Source organism: Tenacibaculum sp. TB-56 (genome assembly GCF_059716275.2).
Genome location: NZ_CM201367.1, coordinates 2562904 through 2584412 on the forward strand (window position 1 = coordinate 2562904; position 21509 = coordinate 2584412).

The 21509-nt window shown below is 31.7% G+C and carries 18 protein-coding genes, 2 tRNA genes and 2 pseudogenes; 14 read left to right on the forward strand and 8 right to left on the reverse strand.

Annotation, left to right across the window (positions count from 1 at the left end; all coding sequences use genetic code 11):
• Positions 1 to 47: 47 nt before the first annotated feature.
• Positions 48 to 440, reverse strand: a complete 393-nt coding sequence (gene ytxJ / locus AC3VI6_RS12290) for a bacillithiol system redox-active protein YtxJ (RefSeq protein WP_497706411.1) — start codon at positions 438 to 440, stop codon at positions 48 to 50.
• 152 nt (positions 441 to 592) lie between these two features.
• On the opposite strand from ytxJ, the gene clpB reads away from it, so the two are divergent.
• A complete protein-coding gene (gene clpB / locus AC3VI6_RS12295; protein WP_435254818.1) occupies positions 593 to 3202 on the forward strand; it encodes an ATP-dependent chaperone ClpB in 2610 nt (869 codons plus the stop codon).
• Positions 3203 to 3247: 45 nt separating this feature from the next.
• Here clpB and AC3VI6_RS12300 read toward each other — a convergent pair whose 3' ends face one another.
• On the reverse strand, positions 3248 to 3970 hold the full coding sequence (locus tag AC3VI6_RS12300) for a DUF6503 family protein (RefSeq protein WP_497706412.1): 723 nt from the start codon (positions 3968 to 3970) through the stop codon (positions 3248 to 3250).
• A 135-nt stretch (positions 3971 to 4105) separates the two neighbouring features.
• A complete protein-coding gene (locus tag AC3VI6_RS12305; protein ID WP_435254816.1) occupies positions 4106 to 4741 on the reverse strand; it encodes an OmpW/AlkL family protein in 636 nt (211 codons plus the stop codon).
• Positions 4742 to 4861: 120 nt separating this feature from the next.
• Between AC3VI6_RS12305 and smpB the strand changes: the two genes are divergently transcribed.
• From smpB to AC3VI6_RS12330, 5 genes are all read left to right on the forward strand, one after another.
• The gene (gene smpB / locus AC3VI6_RS12310; RefSeq protein WP_274633697.1) at positions 4862 to 5317 is read left to right on the forward strand and encodes an SsrA-binding protein SmpB; all 456 of its coding nucleotides are present in this window, start codon (positions 4862 to 4864) and stop codon (positions 5315 to 5317) included.
• Between the two features lie 3 nt (positions 5318 to 5320).
• Entirely contained in the window at positions 5321 to 6217 is an 897-nt protein-coding gene (locus AC3VI6_RS12315; RefSeq protein ID WP_497706413.1) for a UbiA prenyltransferase family protein, read from the forward strand.
• Positions 6204 to 6785: a Maf-like protein gene (locus AC3VI6_RS12320; RefSeq protein ID WP_497706414.1), complete on the forward strand. Its 582-nt coding sequence runs from the start codon at positions 6204 to 6206 to the stop codon at positions 6783 to 6785. The genes AC3VI6_RS12315 and AC3VI6_RS12320 overlap by 14 nt, the downstream gene beginning before the upstream one ends.
• 54 nt (positions 6786 to 6839) lie before the next feature.
• Positions 6840 to 7790, forward strand: coding sequence for a transketolase family protein (locus AC3VI6_RS12325; RefSeq protein WP_497706415.1), 951 nt, complete (start codon positions 6840 to 6842; stop codon positions 7788 to 7790).
• Between the two features lie 110 nt (positions 7791 to 7900).
• Entirely contained in the window at positions 7901 to 8302 is a 402-nt protein-coding gene (locus AC3VI6_RS12330; RefSeq protein WP_497706416.1) for an outer membrane beta-barrel protein, read from the forward strand.
• A 269-nt stretch (positions 8303 to 8571) separates the two neighbouring features.
• On the opposite strand, the gene AC3VI6_RS12335 is transcribed toward AC3VI6_RS12330, so the two are convergent.
• Complete coding sequence (locus AC3VI6_RS12335; protein WP_497706417.1) at positions 8572 to 9477, reverse strand: FKBP-type peptidyl-prolyl cis-trans isomerase; 906 nt, start codon at positions 9475 to 9477, stop codon at positions 8572 to 8574.
• Positions 9478 to 9556: 79 nt separating this feature from the next.
• Between AC3VI6_RS12335 and hslR the strand changes: the two genes are divergently transcribed.
• Both hslR and AC3VI6_RS12345 read left to right on the forward strand, forming a co-directional pair.
• Positions 9557 to 9946: an Hsp15 family ribosome-associated heat shock protein gene (gene hslR / locus AC3VI6_RS12340; RefSeq protein ID WP_408035716.1), complete on the forward strand. Its 390-nt coding sequence runs from the start codon at positions 9557 to 9559 to the stop codon at positions 9944 to 9946.
• A gap of 26 nt (positions 9947 to 9972) precedes the next feature.
• Positions 9973 to 10476 carry a phosphoribosyltransferase family protein gene (locus AC3VI6_RS12345; protein ID WP_497706418.1) on the forward strand — a complete coding sequence of 168 codons (504 nt, stop codon included), beginning with the start codon at positions 9973 to 9975 and terminating at the stop codon, positions 10474 to 10476.
• Here the strand turns inward: AC3VI6_RS12345 and AC3VI6_RS12350 are convergent.
• A complete protein-coding gene (locus AC3VI6_RS12350) occupies positions 10468 to 10986 on the reverse strand; it encodes a shikimate kinase (RefSeq protein WP_497706419.1) in 519 nt (172 codons plus the stop codon). The two genes, AC3VI6_RS12345 and AC3VI6_RS12350, sit on opposite strands and share 9 nt — an antisense overlap.
• Positions 10987 to 11093: 107 nt before the next feature.
• Between AC3VI6_RS12350 and AC3VI6_RS12355 the strand changes: the two genes are divergently transcribed.
• The 6 genes and pseudogenes from AC3VI6_RS12355 (at position 11094) to AC3VI6_RS12380 (ending at position 18535) form a co-directional block, all read left to right on the forward strand.
• Positions 11094 to 11168, forward strand: a tRNA-Lys gene (locus AC3VI6_RS12355).
• 35 nt (positions 11169 to 11203) lie between these two features.
• A tRNA-Leu gene (locus AC3VI6_RS12360) sits at positions 11204 to 11290 on the forward strand.
• Positions 11291 to 11411: 121 nt separating this feature from the next.
• Positions 11412 to 12203: a carboxypeptidase-like regulatory domain-containing protein gene (locus AC3VI6_RS12365; protein WP_497706420.1), complete on the forward strand. Its 792-nt coding sequence runs from the start codon at positions 11412 to 11414 to the stop codon at positions 12201 to 12203.
• A gap of 82 nt (positions 12204 to 12285) precedes the next feature.
• Positions 12286 to 13719, forward strand: coding sequence for a GFO_1087 family putative carboxy terminal peptidase (locus AC3VI6_RS12370; protein WP_497706421.1), 1434 nt, complete (start codon positions 12286 to 12288; stop codon positions 13717 to 13719).
• 108 nt (positions 13720 to 13827) lie between these two features.
• Positions 13828 to 17495 (forward strand): annotated as a pseudogene (purL, locus tag AC3VI6_RS12375) (phosphoribosylformylglycinamidine synthase).
• 614 nt (positions 17496 to 18109) lie between these two features.
• The gene (locus AC3VI6_RS12380; protein WP_497706422.1) at positions 18110 to 18535 is read left to right on the forward strand and encodes a helix-turn-helix domain-containing protein; all 426 of its coding nucleotides are present in this window, start codon (positions 18110 to 18112) and stop codon (positions 18533 to 18535) included.
• 169 nt (positions 18536 to 18704) lie between these two features.
• On the opposite strand, the gene fabG is transcribed toward AC3VI6_RS12380, so the two are convergent.
• The 3 genes and pseudogenes from fabG to AC3VI6_RS12395 all read right to left on the reverse strand — a co-directional run bounded on the left by fabG (position 18705) and on the right by AC3VI6_RS12395 (position 21501).
• Positions 18705 to 19451, reverse strand: coding sequence for a 3-oxoacyl-[acyl-carrier-protein] reductase (gene fabG / locus AC3VI6_RS12385; RefSeq protein WP_497706423.1), 747 nt, complete (start codon positions 19449 to 19451; stop codon positions 18705 to 18707).
• Positions 19452 to 19632: 181 nt separating this feature from the next.
• A pseudogene (gene sucD, locus AC3VI6_RS12390) lies at positions 19633 to 20506 on the reverse strand (succinate--CoA ligase subunit alpha).
• Between the two features lie 74 nt (positions 20507 to 20580).
• Positions 20581 to 21501, reverse strand: coding sequence for a UDP-3-O-(3-hydroxymyristoyl)glucosamine N-acyltransferase (locus AC3VI6_RS12395; protein ID WP_497706424.1), 921 nt, complete (start codon positions 21499 to 21501; stop codon positions 20581 to 20583).
• Positions 21502 to 21509 lie beyond the last annotated feature (8 nt).

A 21509-nucleotide genomic window follows, 5' to 3' on the forward strand; every position in this document is an offset into this window, starting at 1 on the left:
AAAAATACGAGGTATTTAAGGAAATCCCACTAAAATCAGGAGTTTTTTTAGATTTTTTTCAAATCTACTTTTGAAATATCATAATGAGAAGCATGTGCTACTACCGCTCCTTTTTTAATTACCAATAATTGAGGAGATTGGTGTATTACTTGAAATTGAGCCGAAATTTCATTCGAAATATCTCTATAACTCAACAAGTCTAAATAATATACTTTTAAATCTTTCAATTCTTCATCAAAACTATTTTCAAAACCTTTAATAACCATGCTACTAATACCACATCGAGTAGAATGTTTAAAAATAGCCACAGGTTCATTTTCTGATTGATTTTTAACTACTTCTAACTGTTCAAAAGTCGTTAACGGAATCCATTTTATAAACGATCCTTTATCTGATTTATCTATTTTTTTATTTCCAAAAAAACTATTCAACATTCCCATATATTTCTTAATTTAATATCAACTTAACTATCACTACTCTGTATCAGTCAAAAAGTCAGTTTAAACACACTTTTAAAAGACAAAATGTCGTTTTTAACGTTAAAAATAGACTTGGTATTGATTTTGACTTTTACAGTGAAAAATAAAACGATATGAATTTTAACAATTATACAATAAAATCACAAGAAACCATACAGCAAGCGCAACAATTAGCGCAAAGCTATGGTAACAACCTTATAGAAAACGAACACATTTTTAAAGCTTTACTTTTAGTCGATGAAAATGTGCTTCCTTTCATTTTAAAGAAACTTAACATTAATATTGATGTTATACAGCAAATTTTAGACAAACAACTAGAAAGTTTTTCTAAAGTTACTGGAGCAGATTTAATGCTTTCTCGTGAAGCAAATAAAACATTGAACGAAGCTGCTATTATCGCAAAAAAAATGAACGATGAGTACGTTTCAATTGAGCATTTAATCTTAGCTATTTTCAAATCGAAAAGTCAAATAGCTCAAGTATTAAAAGACCAAGGTGTTACTGAAAAGAGTTTAACAGCTGCTATTGAAGAATTACGTAAAGGCAATCGTGTTACTTCTCAAAGTGCAGAAGAAACCTACAATTCCTTAAATAAGTATGCTAAAAACTTAAACCAGTTAGCACAAGACGGAAAATTAGACCCTGTTATTGGTCGCGATGAAGAAATTAGACGTCTGTTACAGATTTTATCACGTAGAACTAAGAACAACCCTATTTTAGTAGGTGAACCAGGTACTGGTAAAACTGCTATTGCTGAAGGATTAGCACATCGTATCATCCGTGGTGATGTTCCTGAAAATTTAAAAGATAAACAAATTTTTTCTTTAGACATGGGAGCTTTAATCGCTGGTGCGAAATACAAAGGTGAATTTGAAGAGCGTTTAAAGTCGGTAGTAAAAGAAGTATCTAAATCTGAAGGAAACATTGTTCTTTTCATTGACGAAATCCACACTTTAGTTGGTGCTGGTGGTGGCCAAGGTGCCATGGATGCTGCAAACATTTTAAAACCAGCCTTAGCACGTGGAGAATTGAGAGCAATTGGGGCTACTACCCTAGACGAGTATCAAAAGTACTTTGAAAAAGACAAAGCGTTAGAGCGTCGTTTTCAAAAAGTAATGGTAGATGAGCCAGATACTGAAAGTGCTATTTCTATTTTACGAGGTATTAAAGATAAATATGAAGCACACCACAAGGTTCGTATTAAAGATGAAGCTATTATTGGTGCGGTAGAATTATCACAACGTTATATCACCAATCGCTTTTTACCAGACAAGGCGATAGATTTAATGGATGAAGCTGCTTCTAAATTACGTATGGAAATCAATTCTAAACCAGAAGAATTAGATGTCTTAGATCGTAAAATAATGCAGTTAGAGATTGAAATTGAAGCGATTAAACGTGAAAATGACGAACCTAAACTAAAGTCCTTAAATGCTGATTTAGCCAATTTAAAAGAAGAGCGTAACGAAATCAATGCGAAATGGCAATCAGAAAAAAGTGTGGTTGATACTATTCAAAGCTTAAAAACTGATATTGAAAACTATAAACTAGAAGCCGAAAAAGCTGAACGTAATGGTGATTACGGAAAAGTAGCTGAATTACGTTACGGGAAAATTAAAGAAGCACAAGAACAGCTTGATGAGCAACAAAAAGTATTAGCTAGTCAACAAGAAAACTCTCTAATTAAAGAGGAAGTTACCTATGACGATATCGCTGAAGTAGTTGCTAAATGGACAGGAGTGCCTGTAACTAAAATGTTACAATCTGAACGTGAAAAATTATTGAAGCTAGAAGATGAACTTCACAGACGTGTAGTAGGACAAGAAGAAGCAATAGAAGCTGTTTCTGATGCAGTTCGTCGTTCAAGATCTGGGTTACAAAACCCTAATAAACCTATTGGGTCATTCTTATTCTTAGGAACAACAGGAGTTGGTAAAACAGAGCTAGCAAAGGCTTTAGCTGAATATTTATTCGACGATGAAAATGCCATTACTCGTATTGATATGAGTGAATACCAAGAACGTCATTCGGTAAGTAGATTAGTTGGTGCACCTCCTGGATATGTAGGTTATGATGAAGGCGGACAATTAACTGAAGCTGTACGAAGAAAACCGTATTCTGTTGTGTTGTTAGACGAGATTGAAAAAGCGCATCCTGATACTTTTAATATTTTATTACAAGTATTAGATGAAGGTAGATTAACCGATAATAAAGGTCGTGTTGCAGATTTTAAAAACACCATCATCATCATGACCTCAAACATGGGAAGTCATATTATTCAAGAGAAATTTGAGAACATGAAAGGCGACATCCATACAACTATGGATTTAGCTAAAACAGAAGTATTAGGATTATTAAAACAATCTGTGAGACCTGAGTTTTTAAATAGAATTGATGATATTATTATGTTTACTCCGCTTTCAGAAGAAAACATTAAAGAAATTGTAAAACTACAATTAAACAGTGTTAAAAAGATGATAGCGAAACAAAACATTACTTTTGATGCTACAGATCAAGCTATTGACTACTTAGCACAAAAAGGATATCAACCCGAGTTTGGTGCACGCCCGGTAAAACGTGTGATTCAAAAAGAGGTTTTAAATCAATTATCGAAAGAAATTTTATCAGGAAAAGTTTCTACTGATAGTATTATTTTATTAGATGCTTTTGATGATCAGTTGGTTTTTAGAAATCAATCTGATTTGGTTGGAAACGAAGAATAAAAAAAGGGAGTTTTAAAACTCCCTTTTCTTTTTTATATATAAATCTTATTCCACAGTTATATTCTCTAAAACAATTTCAGAAAGCTTTTTCAGCCTTCCTTCTTCATATAATTTATCAATTGTATAAAAATCAATTTCTTTATCTAAAGGCTTATAATTGTTATAATCTGCAAAGCGAATTCCGTCAACCAACTTTTCTTCTTTTACATCTCTAAAACGAACTCCTCCTCCATTTGTATGATATTTATAGGCTAAATAATCTAATTGAAAGTTCTCTTTAGAAAACCAGTAAAGAAACACATCATCAAAATCTTCTCCTCCTCCTTCTTCAGTAAAAGTAACTCTAACTTTATAATATTCTTTTCCCTTAATAGTTACGGGATCTAATAACTTTTTTTGAACAGCTTTATCGTTCAATCCAAATGGTAACACAGAAAAGTAATGAACAGAATTTACCGAATTACTGTACTTATTTTTATCTTCTTCTGAAAGGTTAACCAAACTATCATTAACAAAACGTTTAAATCCGTCATTAAACAATACATCTTTTACAGTTGCTGTATCGTTTTGCACAACTCGTGTTAATTCAAAAGTTCCGTTGTTTCGTATAGCTTTGTAATTGTTATCTCTAAAAGCAAAAGAAATAGTTGCATCTGCTATGTTATTGGACTTAGAGTACGCTAACGATTGATCTATTACTTCTTGCGCTGTATATTTTGGTTTACACGAGACTAATAATATTAATAGTGAAATATATAAGTACTTCATAAAATTTTGATTCTTTAAAAAATTGTCTTGCGCGCAAATTTATAGGAATTCAATCACATTCACTTTAAAATTCTGTTAATAACAAAAAAAGAGCTGCAAAATTGCAGCTCTTAACATGCTCGCTTTCAAATTGGTTTAGAATCTTACTCCTACACCAAAGCCTATTAATAATGGATTAATATCTACTTCTGCAGGAACAGTTGCAATACCTGCATCAACAGTTACATCAGTACTTAACCCGATATACTTAGCATCTACGTTTAAAAACCAAGTATCGTCTAAATCATAGTCAAAACCTAATTGTAACGCATATCCGAATCCGTTTTTATAATCTACATCTACTACAGCACCAGGATCAGCATTGTAAAAAATAGTATAATTTACACCTGCACCAACATAAGGTTTAAAATCGCTGATATTAAAATGGTATTGTAATGTTAATGTTGGAGGCAATAACCATACATCACCCAAATTAACATCTCCTAAAGCGGTTCCTACTGCTTTTACATCGTGATTTGTAGTTCCTAAAATTAACTCCGCTGCTATATTTTCAGTAAAGTAGTACGTAAAATCTAGCTCAGGAATAAAACTTTTACTAATCTCAACATCTCCTCCAATAGTTCCTATGGTAGCTGATTCATTTGGCATTACACTAACCCATCTAAAACGAGCTTGCCATCTTTTAAAATCATCTGCTTTTGTAGTTTCTTGTGCAGCTGCATTGCTAAAAAATAAAATTCCAAATACAGCACTTAATATAATTTTTTTCATGATTATAAGTTTAAATTTTAAGCAAAATTACCCTTGCAATCCCCTTTAAAACATGACTTAAATCATAGCTTAATAATTTTATTTAACAACTTAAAATTATAGTTATATTTGTGTTTCCTTATGCAAAAAAACATTAACATACAGAATAAAAAAGCTCGTTTTGAATACGAGATACTTGACAAGTACACAGCAGGAATACAACTTACTGGTACTGAGATAAAATCGATACGACAAAGTAAAGCTAGAATTACTGAAAGTTTTTGTGAGTTCAATGACAAAGGAGAACTTTTTGTGGTTAATATGTACATTGAAGAATATGCCTTTGGACATCATTACAACCACAAACCAAAAAGCGAACGTCGTTTATTATTAAATAAACGTGAACTAAAGAAACTTGAAAAAGAAGTAGAATCAAAAGGTAACACCATTGTTCCTTTACGTTTATTTATAAATGAAAATGGATGGGCTAAATTAGAAATAGCGCTTGCCAAAGGAAAGAAAACTCACGACAAGAGAAATACTATTAAAGACCGTGATAATAAACGTGATTTAGCCAGAATAAAAAAGGCTTTTTAATTAATGAAAAATTGTTTCTTAAATAATATTCAATGGAAGAAGATTGTCTACTTCACTTTCATGTTATTTTTATTTAAGTTTTGTTTTTTACATGGTTATGGTTTTAAAACAACACTTTCTTTTTTTGATTTAGGGCTTTTATCAATAGCAAGTGCTTTTTTATTAGCCTCTGGATATTTAAAAAGTTTTGCTTACAGAAATCAACATAAAAAAATAAAAATTGATTTAGAAAAGACAAAAAAATGTTCTTTTTGGTTTGCTATAATCGGTGTTTTAGTTGGAGTTCTTCTATCATTTAAAATACAAAAACCATGGTACGGAATCTTATTTGTTGTTTGTCCAATCATTTCACATTTTTATATGAAAAACAACATTAAAAAGACCTTTATTAGTAATATAGTTACTGCTTTTCTTAAACCTTTTGCTTTGTTAACTTTATTGTGGTTTGACCTCCCTGTCGATTTAACTCAAGAACAATGGACTTTATTTTTTAATCTTCAACTAATTACAATAGCTTACATAATAATGTCTTTCTTAAGTAATATTGTTTTTGAAATGATTCTTGATTTAATTAATGTAAATGAAGATAATCTAAACAAACAAAAAACACTTCCCATTTTATTAGGAAGAAAGAGAGCTAAAGATATAGCTTTACTACTTTCCATTATCGGTTGTTTTTTTATCTTTTCTATTGCCTTAGCTTTTTCTGATTATACATTCGTTTTTGCAACCCTAATGTTATTAGGAGTTCTTCCTTATTTATATTTTATTTACTACTTAATGAAAGCTTCTGAAACAAAACATTACAAGTACCTTATTAAAATTAGTTACTTTAATTTTATACTGGCGCTTATAAGCATTCCTACAATAGCTTATTATTTAAAATATGTTATCAACTAAATTATTAAAGTACAATGTAATTTTAGCTTCTAACTCACCTAGAAGACAAGAATTAATCAAAAGCTTAGACATTCCTTTTTCAATAAAAACTAAGGAAGTAGAAGAAATATATCCTACAGAACTACAACACAGCCAAATAACAGATTACTTAGCTGCTTTAAAAGCATCTCCTTTTACAACTGAATTAAAAGAGAATGACCTGTTAATTACTTCAGATACTATTGTTTGGTTAAATAACAAAGCCTTAGGTAAACCTAAAGATTATAACGAAGCGTTTAGCATGTTAAAAGAGTTATCTAATACAACTCATGAAGTTATTACTTCTATATGTCTTACAAGTAAGAATTTTCAAAAAACAATTAATGACGTCACAATTGTTACTTTTAAAGAATTACTTGATGAAGAAATTGATTATTATATAAATACCTATAAACCTTTCGATAAAGCTGGTGCTTATGGAATTCAAGAATGGATTGGTAAAATAGGAATTACAAAAATGGAAGGAAGCTATTTTAACGTTATGGGATTTCCAGTTCATAAACTTTACAAAGAATTATCAAAATTATAAGGCTAGCTTTTTATAAAAGATTATTTTTGACACGTATTTACACAACACAAACTGATGAAAAAATATACTTATACTGAAAAAAAAGATACCCGATCTGGGTTTGGTGATGGTTTAACCGAATTAGGGAAAACAAATCCTAATGTTGTTGCCCTTTGTGCTGATTTAACTGGCTCTTTAAAAATGAATGAGTTTGCTAAAAATCACCCAGAACGTTTCTTTCAAGTTGGAATTGCTGAAGCAAACATGATGGGAATTGCAGCAGGATTAACTATTGGTGGAAAAATTCCTTTTACAGGTACATTTGCTAACTTTTCTACAGGTCGTGTATACGATCAAATTCGTCAATCTATCGCGTATTCTGATAAAAATGTAAAAATTTGTGCTTCTCACGCAGGATTAACTTTAGGTGAAGATGGAGCTACGCACCAAATTTTAGAAGATATTGGGTTAATGAAAATGCTACCTGGTATGACGGTTATCAATACTTGTGATTATAGTCAAACCAAAGCAGCTACGTTAGCTATTGCAGAATATGAAGGACCAGTATATTTACGTTTTGGAAGACCTAGTGTTCCTGTTTTTATGACAGATCAACCTTTTGAAATTGGTAAAGCAATTCAACTTACAGAAGGTACAGATGTAACCATTGTTGCAACAGGACATTTAGTTTGGGAAGCGTTGCAAGCTGCCGAGCAATTAGAAGAAAAAGGAATTTCAGCAGAGGTAATCAATATTCACACTATTAAACCTTTAGATGAAGAAGCTATTTTAAAATCAGTAGCTAAAACTGGATGTGTAGTTACTGCTGAAGAGCATAATAAATATGGAGGTTTAGGTGAAAGTGTTGCTCGTTGTTTAGCTACTAACAACCCTACTCCGCAAGAATTTGTAGCTGTAAATGATAGCTTCGGAGAATCTGCAACTCCTGCAGAGTTAATGAAGAAATACGGATTAAATGATGAAGCCATCGTAAAAGCTGTAAAGAAAGTAATTTCAAGAAAATAAACTCTGTTTTATACACAATAAATACATCACTTTTTAGGTTTAAAGTGATGTATTTTTTTTTATAAAAAAGTAATATAACCCCCAATTATTAATAAATAAACCCTAAACAAATGAAAAAAGCAGTTTTAATGATATTCCTTTTTGTTGGAGGAATTCAATTAGCACAAAGTCAAATCCAAGGAGGTATCAAAGGAGGTATTAACTATAACTCAAATTCTTTTACTGATGTAAAAAACGATGTAGTTTTTGATAATGCTAAAAGTAAAACAGGTTTCCACGCTGGTGCTTGGTTACGTATAAACTTACCTGTTACCAATTTATACTTAAGACCAGAATTAGTGTATACTCAGTTAAGCAATGAAGTTTCCTACGCTCTTAACGAATCAATAACTGCCAAAACTACCACCTATGATTTCCAAAAGATTGATATTCCTGTTTTAGTTGGAATGAAATTCTTAAAAGTAGCACATGTTTTTGGAGTAACCTTCTTTTCAATATATTTTAGATTCTGATTTTAATATTGAAGACCTTAAACAAGTAGATTCTGACGGTTTCTCAGTTGGAGTACAATTTGGAGCAGGTATCGAACTTGGTAAGTTAGGATTAGACGTTCGTTGGGAAAGAGCTTTGTCTGATACTGAAGCTAAATTCATCGATTCGAACATTAACGATGTTAATTTTGACACTCGTGTAAATCAAATCATTGTAGGATTATCTTATAGATTCTAAAACAAACAATCACATATAAAAAACCGAAGTTTTTAACTTCGGTTTTTTTGTTTTAATATTTTACTCTAATATCTCTATTTAAATAATCAGGTACACTTGGCTTATTCGGATCATTAAAATCATTTCTTGGATCTCCATCACCATTTTTATCTTCATTTTTAGTTAAAACACCATCGCCATCATCGTCTATATCTAAATAGTTAGGAACATTATTCTTGTCAGTATCATCATTCCTAGGGTTTCCATCCTCATCCAAATCTTCATAAATAGAAGGAATACCATCGTTATCATGATCTGTATCTACTACGAAGTCTAATAAATCAATATAAAAAATCAATTGTGAGTTAGAAGGAATACCACCGTTAGGAGTGTTTCTATAAGCCAAACCTGAAGGAATGATTAAAATTCCTTTTCCAAAGTTTTCATAAGTAATAGGTTCTCCTGAAGTAGGCACATTAATCCCTGCTTTTAAATTAGGAATTCCATAAGTCCAACCTCTAATAGGAGATGGTGCATCCTGACGACTTCCAGATTGTGTTAAATTCCACCAAATAGGTTCAGTTCCTGTCTGACTTAATTCTAATTGATCTGCCTTTGTTGAATACCAAACTTGATATTTCGTTAAAACAGAATCTAATTGAGTAGGATTACCTTTTGGCGACTCTCCTTCTTTAACAATTAAATGATATAAATCATACTCAATATCATTTTCTGTGTGCGTTTTTTTAATAAGTCTATCATCTTCTAATAAAGGAGTTTTACCTGAAACCATAGGCTTTATAGAGTCTACAGTATCATCAAAATAATAGTTTTTTAAAAACTTTGCAATAGTATCTTTATCCTTAGCAGCTTGCGCTTCATGGTCAAAATTTTCTATTCTTGGATTACTATCAGTTCCGCATGCATACAAAAGAGTACCTACAGCAACCGTATATAATAAATGTTTAAATTTTATCATTTAATTCTGAAATTTTAACGCGCAATTTACCATTTTTATACCTTTGTAAAAAACGAAACGATAAAAATTAACTTTTTATATGAGAATTGACAAATATTTGTGGTGCATTCGATTATTTAAAACCAGAAGTATTGCCACAGATGCTTGCAAAAAAGGGCACGTGAAGATTGAAGGAACCAATTTAAAACCTTCCAAAGAAGTTTTTGGGAATGAAGAAATTACCATCCGTAAAAATCAAATTAATTATAAGATAAAGATACTAGACATCCCTCCTAACCGTGTGGGTGCTAAACTGGTTGATTTATATCGAAAAGATTTAACCCCGAAAGAAGAGTTTGAAAAAACTGAGTTATTAAAGTACTCTAAAGACTATTATCGTAAAAAAGGAACAGGACGACCTACCAAAAAAGATCGTCGTGATATTGACGATTATTACGAAGATTCTGAAGAAAATGATGTTAATTTGTAATTCCTTTGTTTTAAACTAAAAGAAAAATGACCAACACTAACAATATCATCCTAAACAACACACAAATAGAGCAAAAAATTCGTAGAATGGCTTTTCAAATCTACGAAAGTAATAGTGAAGAAAAAGAAATCATTATTGCAGGTATTGCTGATAACGGTTTTTTTCTTGCTGAAAAAATTGCGGATGCAGTAAATAAAATCTCACCTTTAAAAGTTACCCTTTGTAAAGTTTTTATCGATAAGAAAAAACCTACAACTCCAATTACTACTTCAATAACTAGTGACGAGTACAAAAACAAAGCGTTAGTATTGGTTGATGATGTTTTAAACTCAGGTACTACTTTGATTTACGGCGTTAAACACTTTTTAGAGGTTCCTTTAAAAAGATTTAAAACTGCCGTGTTAGTCAATAGAAATCACAAAAAATATCCAGTAAAAGCAGATTTTAAAGGTATTTCTTTATCTACCTCTATTAAAGAACATGTTGTTGTTGAATTTAAAGCGAATGAAACTATTGCTTATTTAACTTAGTATAACTTGGAGATTCTCCACTGTTTCATTCACATCTTTATTATCAACTACTAGTTTATGAGTAGCTTGATTGTAATAATAACTACGTTCAAATAAGTGTTTGGCTATAAACTCTGCCAATTCATCTTCATTTAAGCGAGCTACTAACGGACGTTGGCTTTTTTCATTTACCAATCTTTCCATTATGGTTTGTATAGATGTTTTTAAATATATAGAAGTCACATCATCATAACTTAATAATACATTCATGTTTCCTGCATAACATGGTGTACCTCCTCCTAAGGATAAAACAAAGTCTTCTTTTTTATCTAAAAGTTCCTTTAGATAAACATGCTCTTGCTTACGAAAATAGATTTCTCCTTTCTCTTTAAAGACATCAGAAACCGACATTTTTTCTTTTTCTTCAATATATGTATCTAAATCTATGAAAGAAATCTTCATTTTTTCGGCTAAAATCTTACCAATTGTCGATTTCCCACTGGCCATGTATCCCAATAACACAATTTTCATAAACTAGTAATTAAGTAGTTACAAATATCTATAAAAAATATTACAAAAAAGCTTTTTTCATTTAAAGAACAGTTGTATATTTGCAACCGCTTTCACAAGGAAGCAATGACCGGGTAGCTCAGTTGGTAGAGCATCTCCCTTTTAAGGAGAGGGCCTGGGTTCGAGCCCCAGCCCGGTCACCAAAAAGTTAAGCGAAAGCTTAACTTTTTTAGTTTACGCACATATGGCGGAATTGGTAGACGCGCTGCCTTGAGGGGGCAGTATTCTTAGGAATGTGGAAGTTCGAATCTTCTTATGTGCACCAACAATAAAAAACACAAGCTTTTATATAGTTTGTGTTTTTTATTCCACAATATCTTGTACTCACCATATCAATTTCACAGATAATTAACTAAATAAAATCTATTTATGCTTATTATTGCATTATGCAAAAAAAATATACTTTTTTATTGTTATTACTTGTTTCATCATTTATAACAATAGCTCAAAGCACTCAAAAAAATAATCTTAAAGGACAAATTATAGATTCTGAATCTAAAAAACCTTTAAGTGCTGCACATATATTAAACTTAAATACTGTAGTAGGTACAATTACCAACGAACAAGGAGCTTTTGATCTAATAGCAAAAGCAAATGATACTGTGCTTGTATCTTATTTAGGATACTCTTCTATAAAACTAAAAGTAACAAACGATCTTTTAAAAGGTAATGAAGTGGTAATTTCTTTAGAGGAAAAACCTGAAGAGGTTAAGGAAGTCGTAATTAAGTCTACAGAGCTTATTGGTGTTTTAGAAGTTGATGTAAAACAAGTACCTAAAGATCGTTTTACAAGAATTCATATTAACGGTTTGCCACAAACCTATGAAGTAGGAAAACCTCAAAAGACCTCCTCTCCTATTGCTAAACTCTTAAATCCTGTCGATTTAGTGTATAATCACTTCGGAAGCAAACCTAAACAGCTAAAAAAACTGAAAAAACTGAAACAAGAAGACGATTTACGTAAAATGTTAGCTGGCAAATTTGATAGAGAAGTAATGATGGAATATCTAGAAATGGACAGAGCTGAGCTAAACAAACTACTCTCTGATTGTAACTATTCTGAATATTTCATAAAAAAGGCTAGTGACTTACAACTTATCGAAGCCGTTTTAAACTGTTACGAAAACTACAAGGCTGTTAAAAATGGTAAAATAGAACGAGACAGAATACCTAAATAACATCTTTTATGTTAGAAAAACGGGATTTTCAATAATTTATCTGTTATATTGTTTAATAACTAACAAATAATTATATTTAAAAATGAGAAAAACCATATTATTATCTTTTCTATTTGTTATGCTTTTAAGCTGTAATAAGGAAGATATAAATCCGCCCGTTCTTGACAATCTAGCTAATGATTTCGTTTGGAAAGCTATGAACTCATGGTATAACTGGCAAGGCGATGTTCCAAATTTAGCAGACAGTAAGGATGATAATAAAAATAATTATTACACTTATCTTAACTCTTACAGTACTCCTAGTTCATTATTTGAAAGCCTAAAGCACACGAATGATGATTTCTCTTGGTTTATTGAAGATTACGTTGCTCAACAACAACAATTTCAAGGTACTTCTAAAACTTTTGGTTTTAGACCACAATTAGTTCAAGTTGGTACAACAAATTATGTTGTCATGTATATTCAGCATGTTTCTAAAAATTCTCCTGCAGATTTAGCTGGATTTAAAAGAGGTGATATTATTAATGCTATAAATGGAACTGTAATGACTTTGAGTAACTATAAAACCGTTTTTAATGGTTATTACCAAGAAACTTCAGAGTTTTCGTTTACAGAAAAAGACGGTCAAACTTTTAAAGAAAATAAAACAATTTCACAAGCTGAAGTATCTGACAATCCAGTACATTCAACTAATATTATTGATGTTGATGGCACAAAAGTTGGTTATATACTATATAATGGGTTCAGATCATCTTATAATGATGAATTAAACGCTGCTTTTGGCGAGTTGAAGTCTGCTGGTGTTCAAGAATTAGTATTAGATTTAAGAATTAATGGTGGTGGTTCTGTAGAAACATCTGCATATTTAGCAAGCATGATACGTGCAGAAGCTGGTACTGATAAATTTGCTGAATTAAAGTTTAATAGTAAACACTCTCAATACAATGATCCTTACTATTTTGATAATACGTTAAATGTTTATGGGGCTGATGGAAAAAAGACCCATGAAGAAACCATTAATAGACTGTCTGGTATTGAAAGATTATATGTTTTAACTTCTGGTAGTACAGCATCTGCTAGTGAAATGATTATAAACGGATTACGTCCTTTTATTGATGTTAAAGTAGTAGGAACCAAAACAGTAGGTAAAAACGAGGGATCTATAACACTTTATGACTCTCCAATTAGTGATTATACAAATGTAAACTCTGCTAATTCTTCTCATAAAATGGCTATGCAACCGATAGTTTTTCAGATTTATAATAAGCTTGGTCAAAATGATTATGGTGATGGATTTGAGCCTAATATCTTAATCGAAGAATGGAAACATTGGGATAACATCTTACCTTTTGGTGATGAAAATGAAATTGTGCTTAAAACAGCACTAGATGATATAAGAGGTGTATCGGCAAAATCTACATACGAAGTAAAAAGTTTTGAACGTATTGATATAAATGTATCAACAAACAAGTTTGAACAAGAAATGTATATTGACAGTCATTACTTTAATAAGTAAAATTACCATAAAAAAAGCAGCAAAATTTTGCTGCTTTTTTTATGCTTCTATTTCATCCAAAAGAATTAAATTTACACCTTTCAAAAACACACACAAACACAACTAATAATGATTCATTTCTTTGGAAACGTAAACAGCAAGGTTTTTGCTGTTCAAACAACAGAAGAATTAACATCTGAAACAATTTCGAAGTTAACTTGGTTATTTGGCAACCAACCGAAAATAAATGCGGCGTCTCTTGACGCCTTTTTTGTTGGCCTAGAGCAGCAATGATTACTCCTTGGAGTACCAATGCTGTTGAAATTACTCAAAATATGGGAATTTCTGGAATTATCAGAATTGAAGAATTTGATGCAGTAGCTAATGATTTTTCTGACTTCGACCCTATGATTTCTCAAAAGTTTGACGGATTAAACCAAGAAACTTTTACAATCGATATTCAACCTGAACCAATTTTAGAAATTGAGGATATTGCGGCTTATAATGAGCAAGAAGGGTTGGCTTTAAGTGATGAAGAAATTGTGTATTTAGAAGAAGTAGCTACTAAGATTGGTAGAAAATTAACCGATTCTGAAGTATTTGGATTCTCTCAAGTAAACTCAGAGCACTGTCGTCATAAAATTTTCAACGGTACTTTTGTTATTGATGGTGAAGAGATGCCTACTTCATTATTCAAATTAATTAAAGAAACGTCAAAGCAAAATCCGAATGATATTGTTTCTGCTTATAAAGACAATGTTGCTTTTGTTAAAGGTCCAAAAGTAGAGCAATTTGCTCCTAAAAGTGCAGATAAACCTGATTTTTACGAAACAAAAGAGTTTGAATCTGTTATTTCATTAAAAGCTGAAACACACAACTTCCCTACTACTGTAGAACCTTTTAATGGGGCTGCAACAGGTTCAGGAGGTGAAATTCGTGATAGATTAGCTGGTGGAAAAGGATCATTACCATTAGCAGGTACTGCTGTATATATGACTTCGTATTCTCGCTTAGAGGAAAATCGTCCTTGGGAAAAAGGAATGGATGAACGTAAATGGTTATACCAAACTCCAATGGATATCTTAATCAAAGCATCTAACGGAGCTTCTGATTTTGGTAATAAATTTGGTCAACCTTTAATCTGTGGTTCAGTTCTTACTTTTGAACACGAAGAAGATGCTCGCAAACTTGGTTTCGATAAAGTAATCATGCAAGCTGGTGGTATCGGATATGGTAAAAAAGAACAAGCATTAAAAGATACTCCACAAGAAGGAGATAAAATAGTAATTCTAGGTGGTGAAAACTACCGTATTGGTATGGGAGGAGCTGCAGTTTCTTCTGCTGATACTGGAGAGTTTTCAACTGGAATTGAATTAAATGCAATTCAGCGTTCAAATCCTGAAATGCAAAAACGTGCAGCCAACGCTGTTCGTGGTATGGTAGAAAGTGATGAAAACTTTATTGTTTCTATTCACGATCACGGAGCTGGTGGGCACTTAAATTGTTTATCAGAATTAGTAGAAGATACTGGCGGAAAAATCGATTTAGATAAATTACCTGTTGGAGACCCTACGCTATCTGATAAAGAGATTATCGGTAACGAATCTCAAGAACGTATGGGGTTAGTTATTGCTGAAAAGCATATCGACACCCTTAATAAAATTGCTGAACGTGAGCGTTCGCCAATGTACACAGTAGGTGATGTTACTGGGGATCACCGTTTTACTTTTGAATCTAAAACCAATGGTAACAAACCAATGGATTTAGCTTTAGAAGATATGTTTGGAAGTTCTCCAAAAACGATTATGACTGATAAAACAGTAAATCGTAATTATGCTGATGTTGAGTATTCTAAAGAAAACTTTGCTCAATATTTAGAGCAAGTTTTACAATTAGAAGCCGTTGCCTGTAAAGATTGGTTGACGAATAAAGTTGACCGTTGTGTTGGAGGAAAAGTAGCCAAACAACAATGTGTTGGTTCTTTACAAATTCCATTGAACAATGTCGGTGTAATGGCGTTAGACTATAAAGGTAAAGAAGGAATTGCTACTACGATTGGGCACTCTCCTATTTCTGGATTAATTGATCCAGAAGCAGGAAGTAAAAATTCAATTGCTGAAGCATTAACTAATATCGTATGGGCTCCTTTAAAAGATGGTTTACAATCGGTTTCATTATCAGCAAACTGGATGTGGCCTTGTAAAAATGAAGGTGAAGATGCTCGTTTATATAAAGCAGTAAAAGCTGTTTCTGATTTTTCTATCGATTTAGGAATCAACGTTCCTACAGGAAAAGATTCTTTATCAATGAAACAGAAATATCCAAATGAAGAAGTAATTTCTCCAGGAACTGTAGTTATTTCTGCTGCGGCTAACTGTAACGATATTACTAAAGTAGTAGAACCTCTTTTACAAGCAAACAAAGGAGATATCTATTATATCAACTTATCACAAGATGATTTCAAATTAGGAGGAAGTTCATTTGCACAGATACTAAATAAATTAGGTAACTCTGCTCCTACGATTACTAATAATGAGTTCTTTAAATCAGCATTTAATGTTTTACAGAATTTAATTAAGGAAGGAAAAATCGTTGCTGGTCACGATGTTGCATCTGGAGGATTGATTACTACCTTGTTAGAATTGTGTTTTGCAGATGTAAATGTAGGTGCAAACTTAGATTTATCTACTTTAAATGAAGCTGATAGTATCAAGTTGTTATTTGCTGAAAACTCTGGAATAGTTTTCCAAGCAATCGACGCTTCTGTAGAACAAACTTTAACTAATAATAATATTGAATTCTTTAAAATTGGTTCGGTAACTGAATCTGATCGATTAAATATTAAAAACGGATCTGATGTTTTTGCTTTATCGATTGCTGAATTAAGAGATACTTGGTATAAGACTTCGTATTTATTAGATCAAAAGCAAACAGCAAATGGTTTAGCTAAAGATCGTTTTGATAATTATAAAAATCAACCTTTACAATATACATTCCCAACGCATTTTACAGGAAAGCTTGCTGACACTCTGGGTACTGTAACTAACAGACCTAAAGCTGCTATCATTCGTGAAAAAGGTTCAAACTCTGAACGTGAAATGGCAAATGCCATGTATTTAGCTGGTTTTGATGTAAAGGATGTTCACATGACAGATTTAATTTCTGGTCGTGAAACTTTAGAAGATATACAATTTATTGGAGCTGTTGGTGGTTTTTCAAATTCAGATGTTTTGGGTTCTGCTAAAGGATGGGCTGGAGCATTTTTATATAATGAAAAAGCGAACACAGCTTTGAAAAACTTCTTTAAAAGAGAAGATACTCTTTCTGTTGGTATTTGTAACGGATGCCAGTTATTTATGGAATTAGAATTAATCAATCCAGAACATAACGAACATGGCAAGATGTTACACAACGATTCTAAAAAGCACGAAAGTTCATTTACATCTGTAAAAGTTCAAGAAAATAATTCAGTAATGTTATCTAGTTTAGCTGGCACTGAATTAGGAGTTTGGATTTCTCACGGAGAAGGAAAATTCAATTTACCTGAAACTGAAGATAATTATAATATTGTTGCTAAGTATGGATATGAAGGATACCCTAACAATCCAAACGGTTCAGATTATAACACTGCAATGCTATGTGATAAGACTGGTCGTCATTTAGTAACTATGCCACATATTGAGCGTTCTACTTTCCAATGGAACTGGGCTAACTATCCACAAGACAGACAAGATGAAGTTTCTCCTTGGTTAGAAGCTTTTGTTAATGCTAGAAAATGGATAGATAATAAAAAATAAGTAGAATACTACATTCTCAACTACAAAAAAGCACTCTGTAAACAGGGTGCTTTCTTTATTTTACAAAAGTAAACAACAAAACACGTGATTTACATTTGTTAATTATTAAATTGTGGTAACATTTGTAATATTCTTCTCTTTCAACTTCTATTCTGCATATATAATATGTTTATATAAGTAATTTAAAGTAGTTATATAAGTAGTATAAAGTTTATAGTCTGATTCATATTTATTTAGACATAAAATACCGCAACATCATTATTATTCGCCTTAAAGTTGCTTATTTGACGTTTAAGTCAGTTAAATAAGGATAAATGGTCATTTAAATACATCATATTTATCAAAAAAAGAGGTTTTTTACATTTGTAACCTCAATAAATCAAGCAATTAACTTGATTACAAATGTAAATAATAACATTTACCAAAAGAATAAATTTCTTCTATTACAACGACTTAAAAAACTGTTTTACAAAGACTTAAGTACTTTTTTCTAAAGTGTTTAATAGTCTTGTTTTAAATTATTTTGAAAAAATATTAAATTTTTCTTGTTTACAATTATAAAAATCATATATTTACAATAGTAAACAACTTCTAGTGTTTACATAAGTAAACAAATGATTGAAAGATTAAAACAGATATTAGACTATTACAATTTATCGGCGTCAAGCTTTGCAGATAAAATTGATGTTCCAAGATCTAGCATTTCTCACCTGCTATCAGGAAGAAATAAACCAAGTCTAGATTTTATTATAAAAGTTGAAACGGCTTTTGATGAAGTTGATTTAAATTGGTTAGTGTATGGTAAAGGTAGTTTTCCTCCAAATACACAAATCCAAGAGAAAGAGGTAAAAATAGAAAAAAATGAAGCTCCTTCTCTGTTCGCTGAAAATATAGTATTTGACCAAGAACCCGAAAAAAAATCAAATATGCAATTCTCAGAGAGTACTATAAAACCAAAAGAATCGGCCGCTTTTAGAGAAATTAAAAATATTTTGGTTCTATATGATGATGGAACCTTTGAAGATTACAAAAAAAGATGATACTATAAATGATTCCCAAAAAAAACCAAAGAATTTAATGAGTTGTGAAATTCAAATAACCCCTCGTGCTTGCACCCCTTAACAAGCAAACACAACTCCTTAAAAATAAAAGAAGCCTGTATTATAAAAATAACACAGGCTTTTTTGTTTTTTATAAGTAAGTCAAATTTTATGTTAACATTCCTCCGTCAACTGATAGTGTTTGACCAGTAATATATGAACTCATATCTGATGCTAAGAATACACAAGCGTTAGCAATGTCTTCTGGAGTTCCTCCTCTTTTTAAAGGAATTTCATTTCTCCAACCTTCAACTACTTTTTCATCTAATTTTGCAGTCATTTCAGTTTCAATAAAACCTGGAGCAACTACATTACTACGAATATTACGAGAACCTAATTCTAATGCTACAGATTTTGAGAATCCTAAAATTCCTGCTTTTGAAGCTGCATAATTTGCTTGACCAGCATTTCCTTTTAATCCAACAACTGAACTCATGTTGATAATTGAACCTGCACGTTGTTTCATCATCGGACGAATTACTGCTTTGGTTAAATTAAAAACAGATTTTAAATTTACTTCAATTACTTTATCAAAATCTTCTTCAGAAATACGCATTAACAAATTATCTTTTGTAATACCTGCGTTATTTACTAACACATCAATAGTTCCGAATTCTTCTAAAACGTTTTTAGCCAATTCTTGTGCTGCATCAAATTCAGCTGCATTTGATTGGTATCCTTTTGCTTTTACTCCTAATGCTTTCAACTCATTTTCTAAGGCAGTTGCTGCTTCAACAGAAGAGCTATACGTAAATGCAACGTTACATCCTTGATTTGCAAACTCTAAGGCAATTCCTCTACCAATTCCTCTAGTAGCACCTGTAATAATTGCAGTTTTATTTTCTAAAAGTTTCATTTATTAGTTGTTTTAATCGCAAGGCCATAGCCAAGGGTTTTATTCCCAAAAGCTTGCCTCTAAATTCTTACATATTTTTTTTGATACCCAAGATGCTTATATCTGGGTAGTTTATTGGATTCAAATATAAAAATAAATTCCCGTTAAAAACGGGAATTTACTCTAATATGTATGTAGTTTCTTATGCTAAAACTTTAGCTACCATTTCTCCAATTTTAGCAGGAGACTCTACAACGTGAACTCCATTTTCAGCTAAAATTTTCATTTTTGCTTGAGCAGTATCATCAGCACCACCAACGATAGCACCTGCATGTCCCATTGTTCTACCAGCTGGAGCAGTTTGACCTGCAATAAAACCAACTACTGGCTTACGGTTACCGTCAGCTTTAATCCAACGAGCAGCTTCAGCTTCTAAGTTACCTCCAATTTCACCAATCATTACGATTGCTTCAGTTTCATCGTCATTCATTAATAACTCCACAGCTTCTTTAGTAGTAGTTCCAATAATTGGATCTCCACCAATACCAATAGCTGTAGTAATTCCGTAACCTTGTTTTACAACTTGATCAGCAGCTTCATAAGTTAAAGTTCCTGATTTAGAAACGATACCTACTTTACCTTTTTTGAAGATAAATCCTGGCATAATTCCAACTTTAGCTTCTTCTGGAGTAATTACTCCTGGACAGTTAGGTCATTACTAAAGTACAATCTAATTGATCAATATAAGCTTTTACTTTTACCATATCAGCAGTAGGAATTCCTTCAGTAATACAAATGATTACTTTAATTCCTGCTTCAGCAGCTTCCATAATAGCATCAGCAGCAAATGCTGGTGGTACAAAAATAATAGAAGTATCTGCTCCTGCTTTTTGTACAGCTTCATCAACTGTATTAAAAACTGGCTTTCCTAAATGCTCTTGACCTCCTTTACCTGGTGTTACACCTCCAACTACGTTTGTTCCGTAATCGATCATTTGGCTAGCGTGGAAAGTTCCTTCGCTTCCTGTAAAACCTTGAACTATAATTTTTGAATCTTTATTTACTAAAACACTCATTGGTTTGCTTTTTTTTTATTTTTTAAGACAGACAAAAATAACTTTTTAATTGTGTTTTCACAATTAATTTTAGGTTACTTTTTTTCTTTATTTGTTGCATTCTTTAAATAGATGACTTCTCTAAGAGTTTGACGGTATTCACGCTGTGGTGTTCCGAAGTATACTCCTTTTTTTAAGGATTTTGTAACTCCTGTTTGTGCCATTAAAACGGTACCTTTTTCAATAGTTAATCCACTAATAATACCTACTTGACCCCAAATTGTTACTTCATCTTCAATAACAGTACAACCAGCGATACCTGTTTGCGCTGCAATTAAACACTTTTTACCGATTACAGTATCGTGACCAATGTGAACTTGGTTATCAATTTTTGATCCAGCACCTATTAATGTATCTCCTGTTACTCCTCTATCAATAGTACAAGAAGCTCCTAAATCTACATTATCTTCAAGTACTACTCTACCTCCAGAAATTAGTTTATCAAAACCTTCTGGTCGATTTTTGTAATAGAAAGCATCTCCTCCTAAAACTGTATTGGCGTGAATTGTAACATTATCACCTATTACGCAGTTATTATTGATTGCTACGTTGGCGTGAATTAAACAATTTTTTCCAATCGTTACATTTTCACCAATAAAAACATTTGGTTGTATAATTGTTCCTTCTCCTATAATAGCCGACTCAGCAATACTACTTTTTGAAGCTATAAAAGGATTGAAATGTTTTGTTATTTTATTGAAATCTCTAAAAGGATCATCAGAAATTAATAATGATTTTCCTTCAGGGCATTCTACTTTTTTATTAATTAAAATAGTAGTTGCAGCAGAGTTTAAGGCTTTATCGTAGTATTTAGGGTGATCTACAAAAACAATATCTCCTTTTTCTACTACGTGAATTTCATTAATTCCTAAAATAGGAAAATCGTTTTCTCCTACAAATTCTAAATTTAATAGAGCTGCTATTTGCTCTAAAGTTTGAGGCTGTTTGAATTTCATCTTTAAAA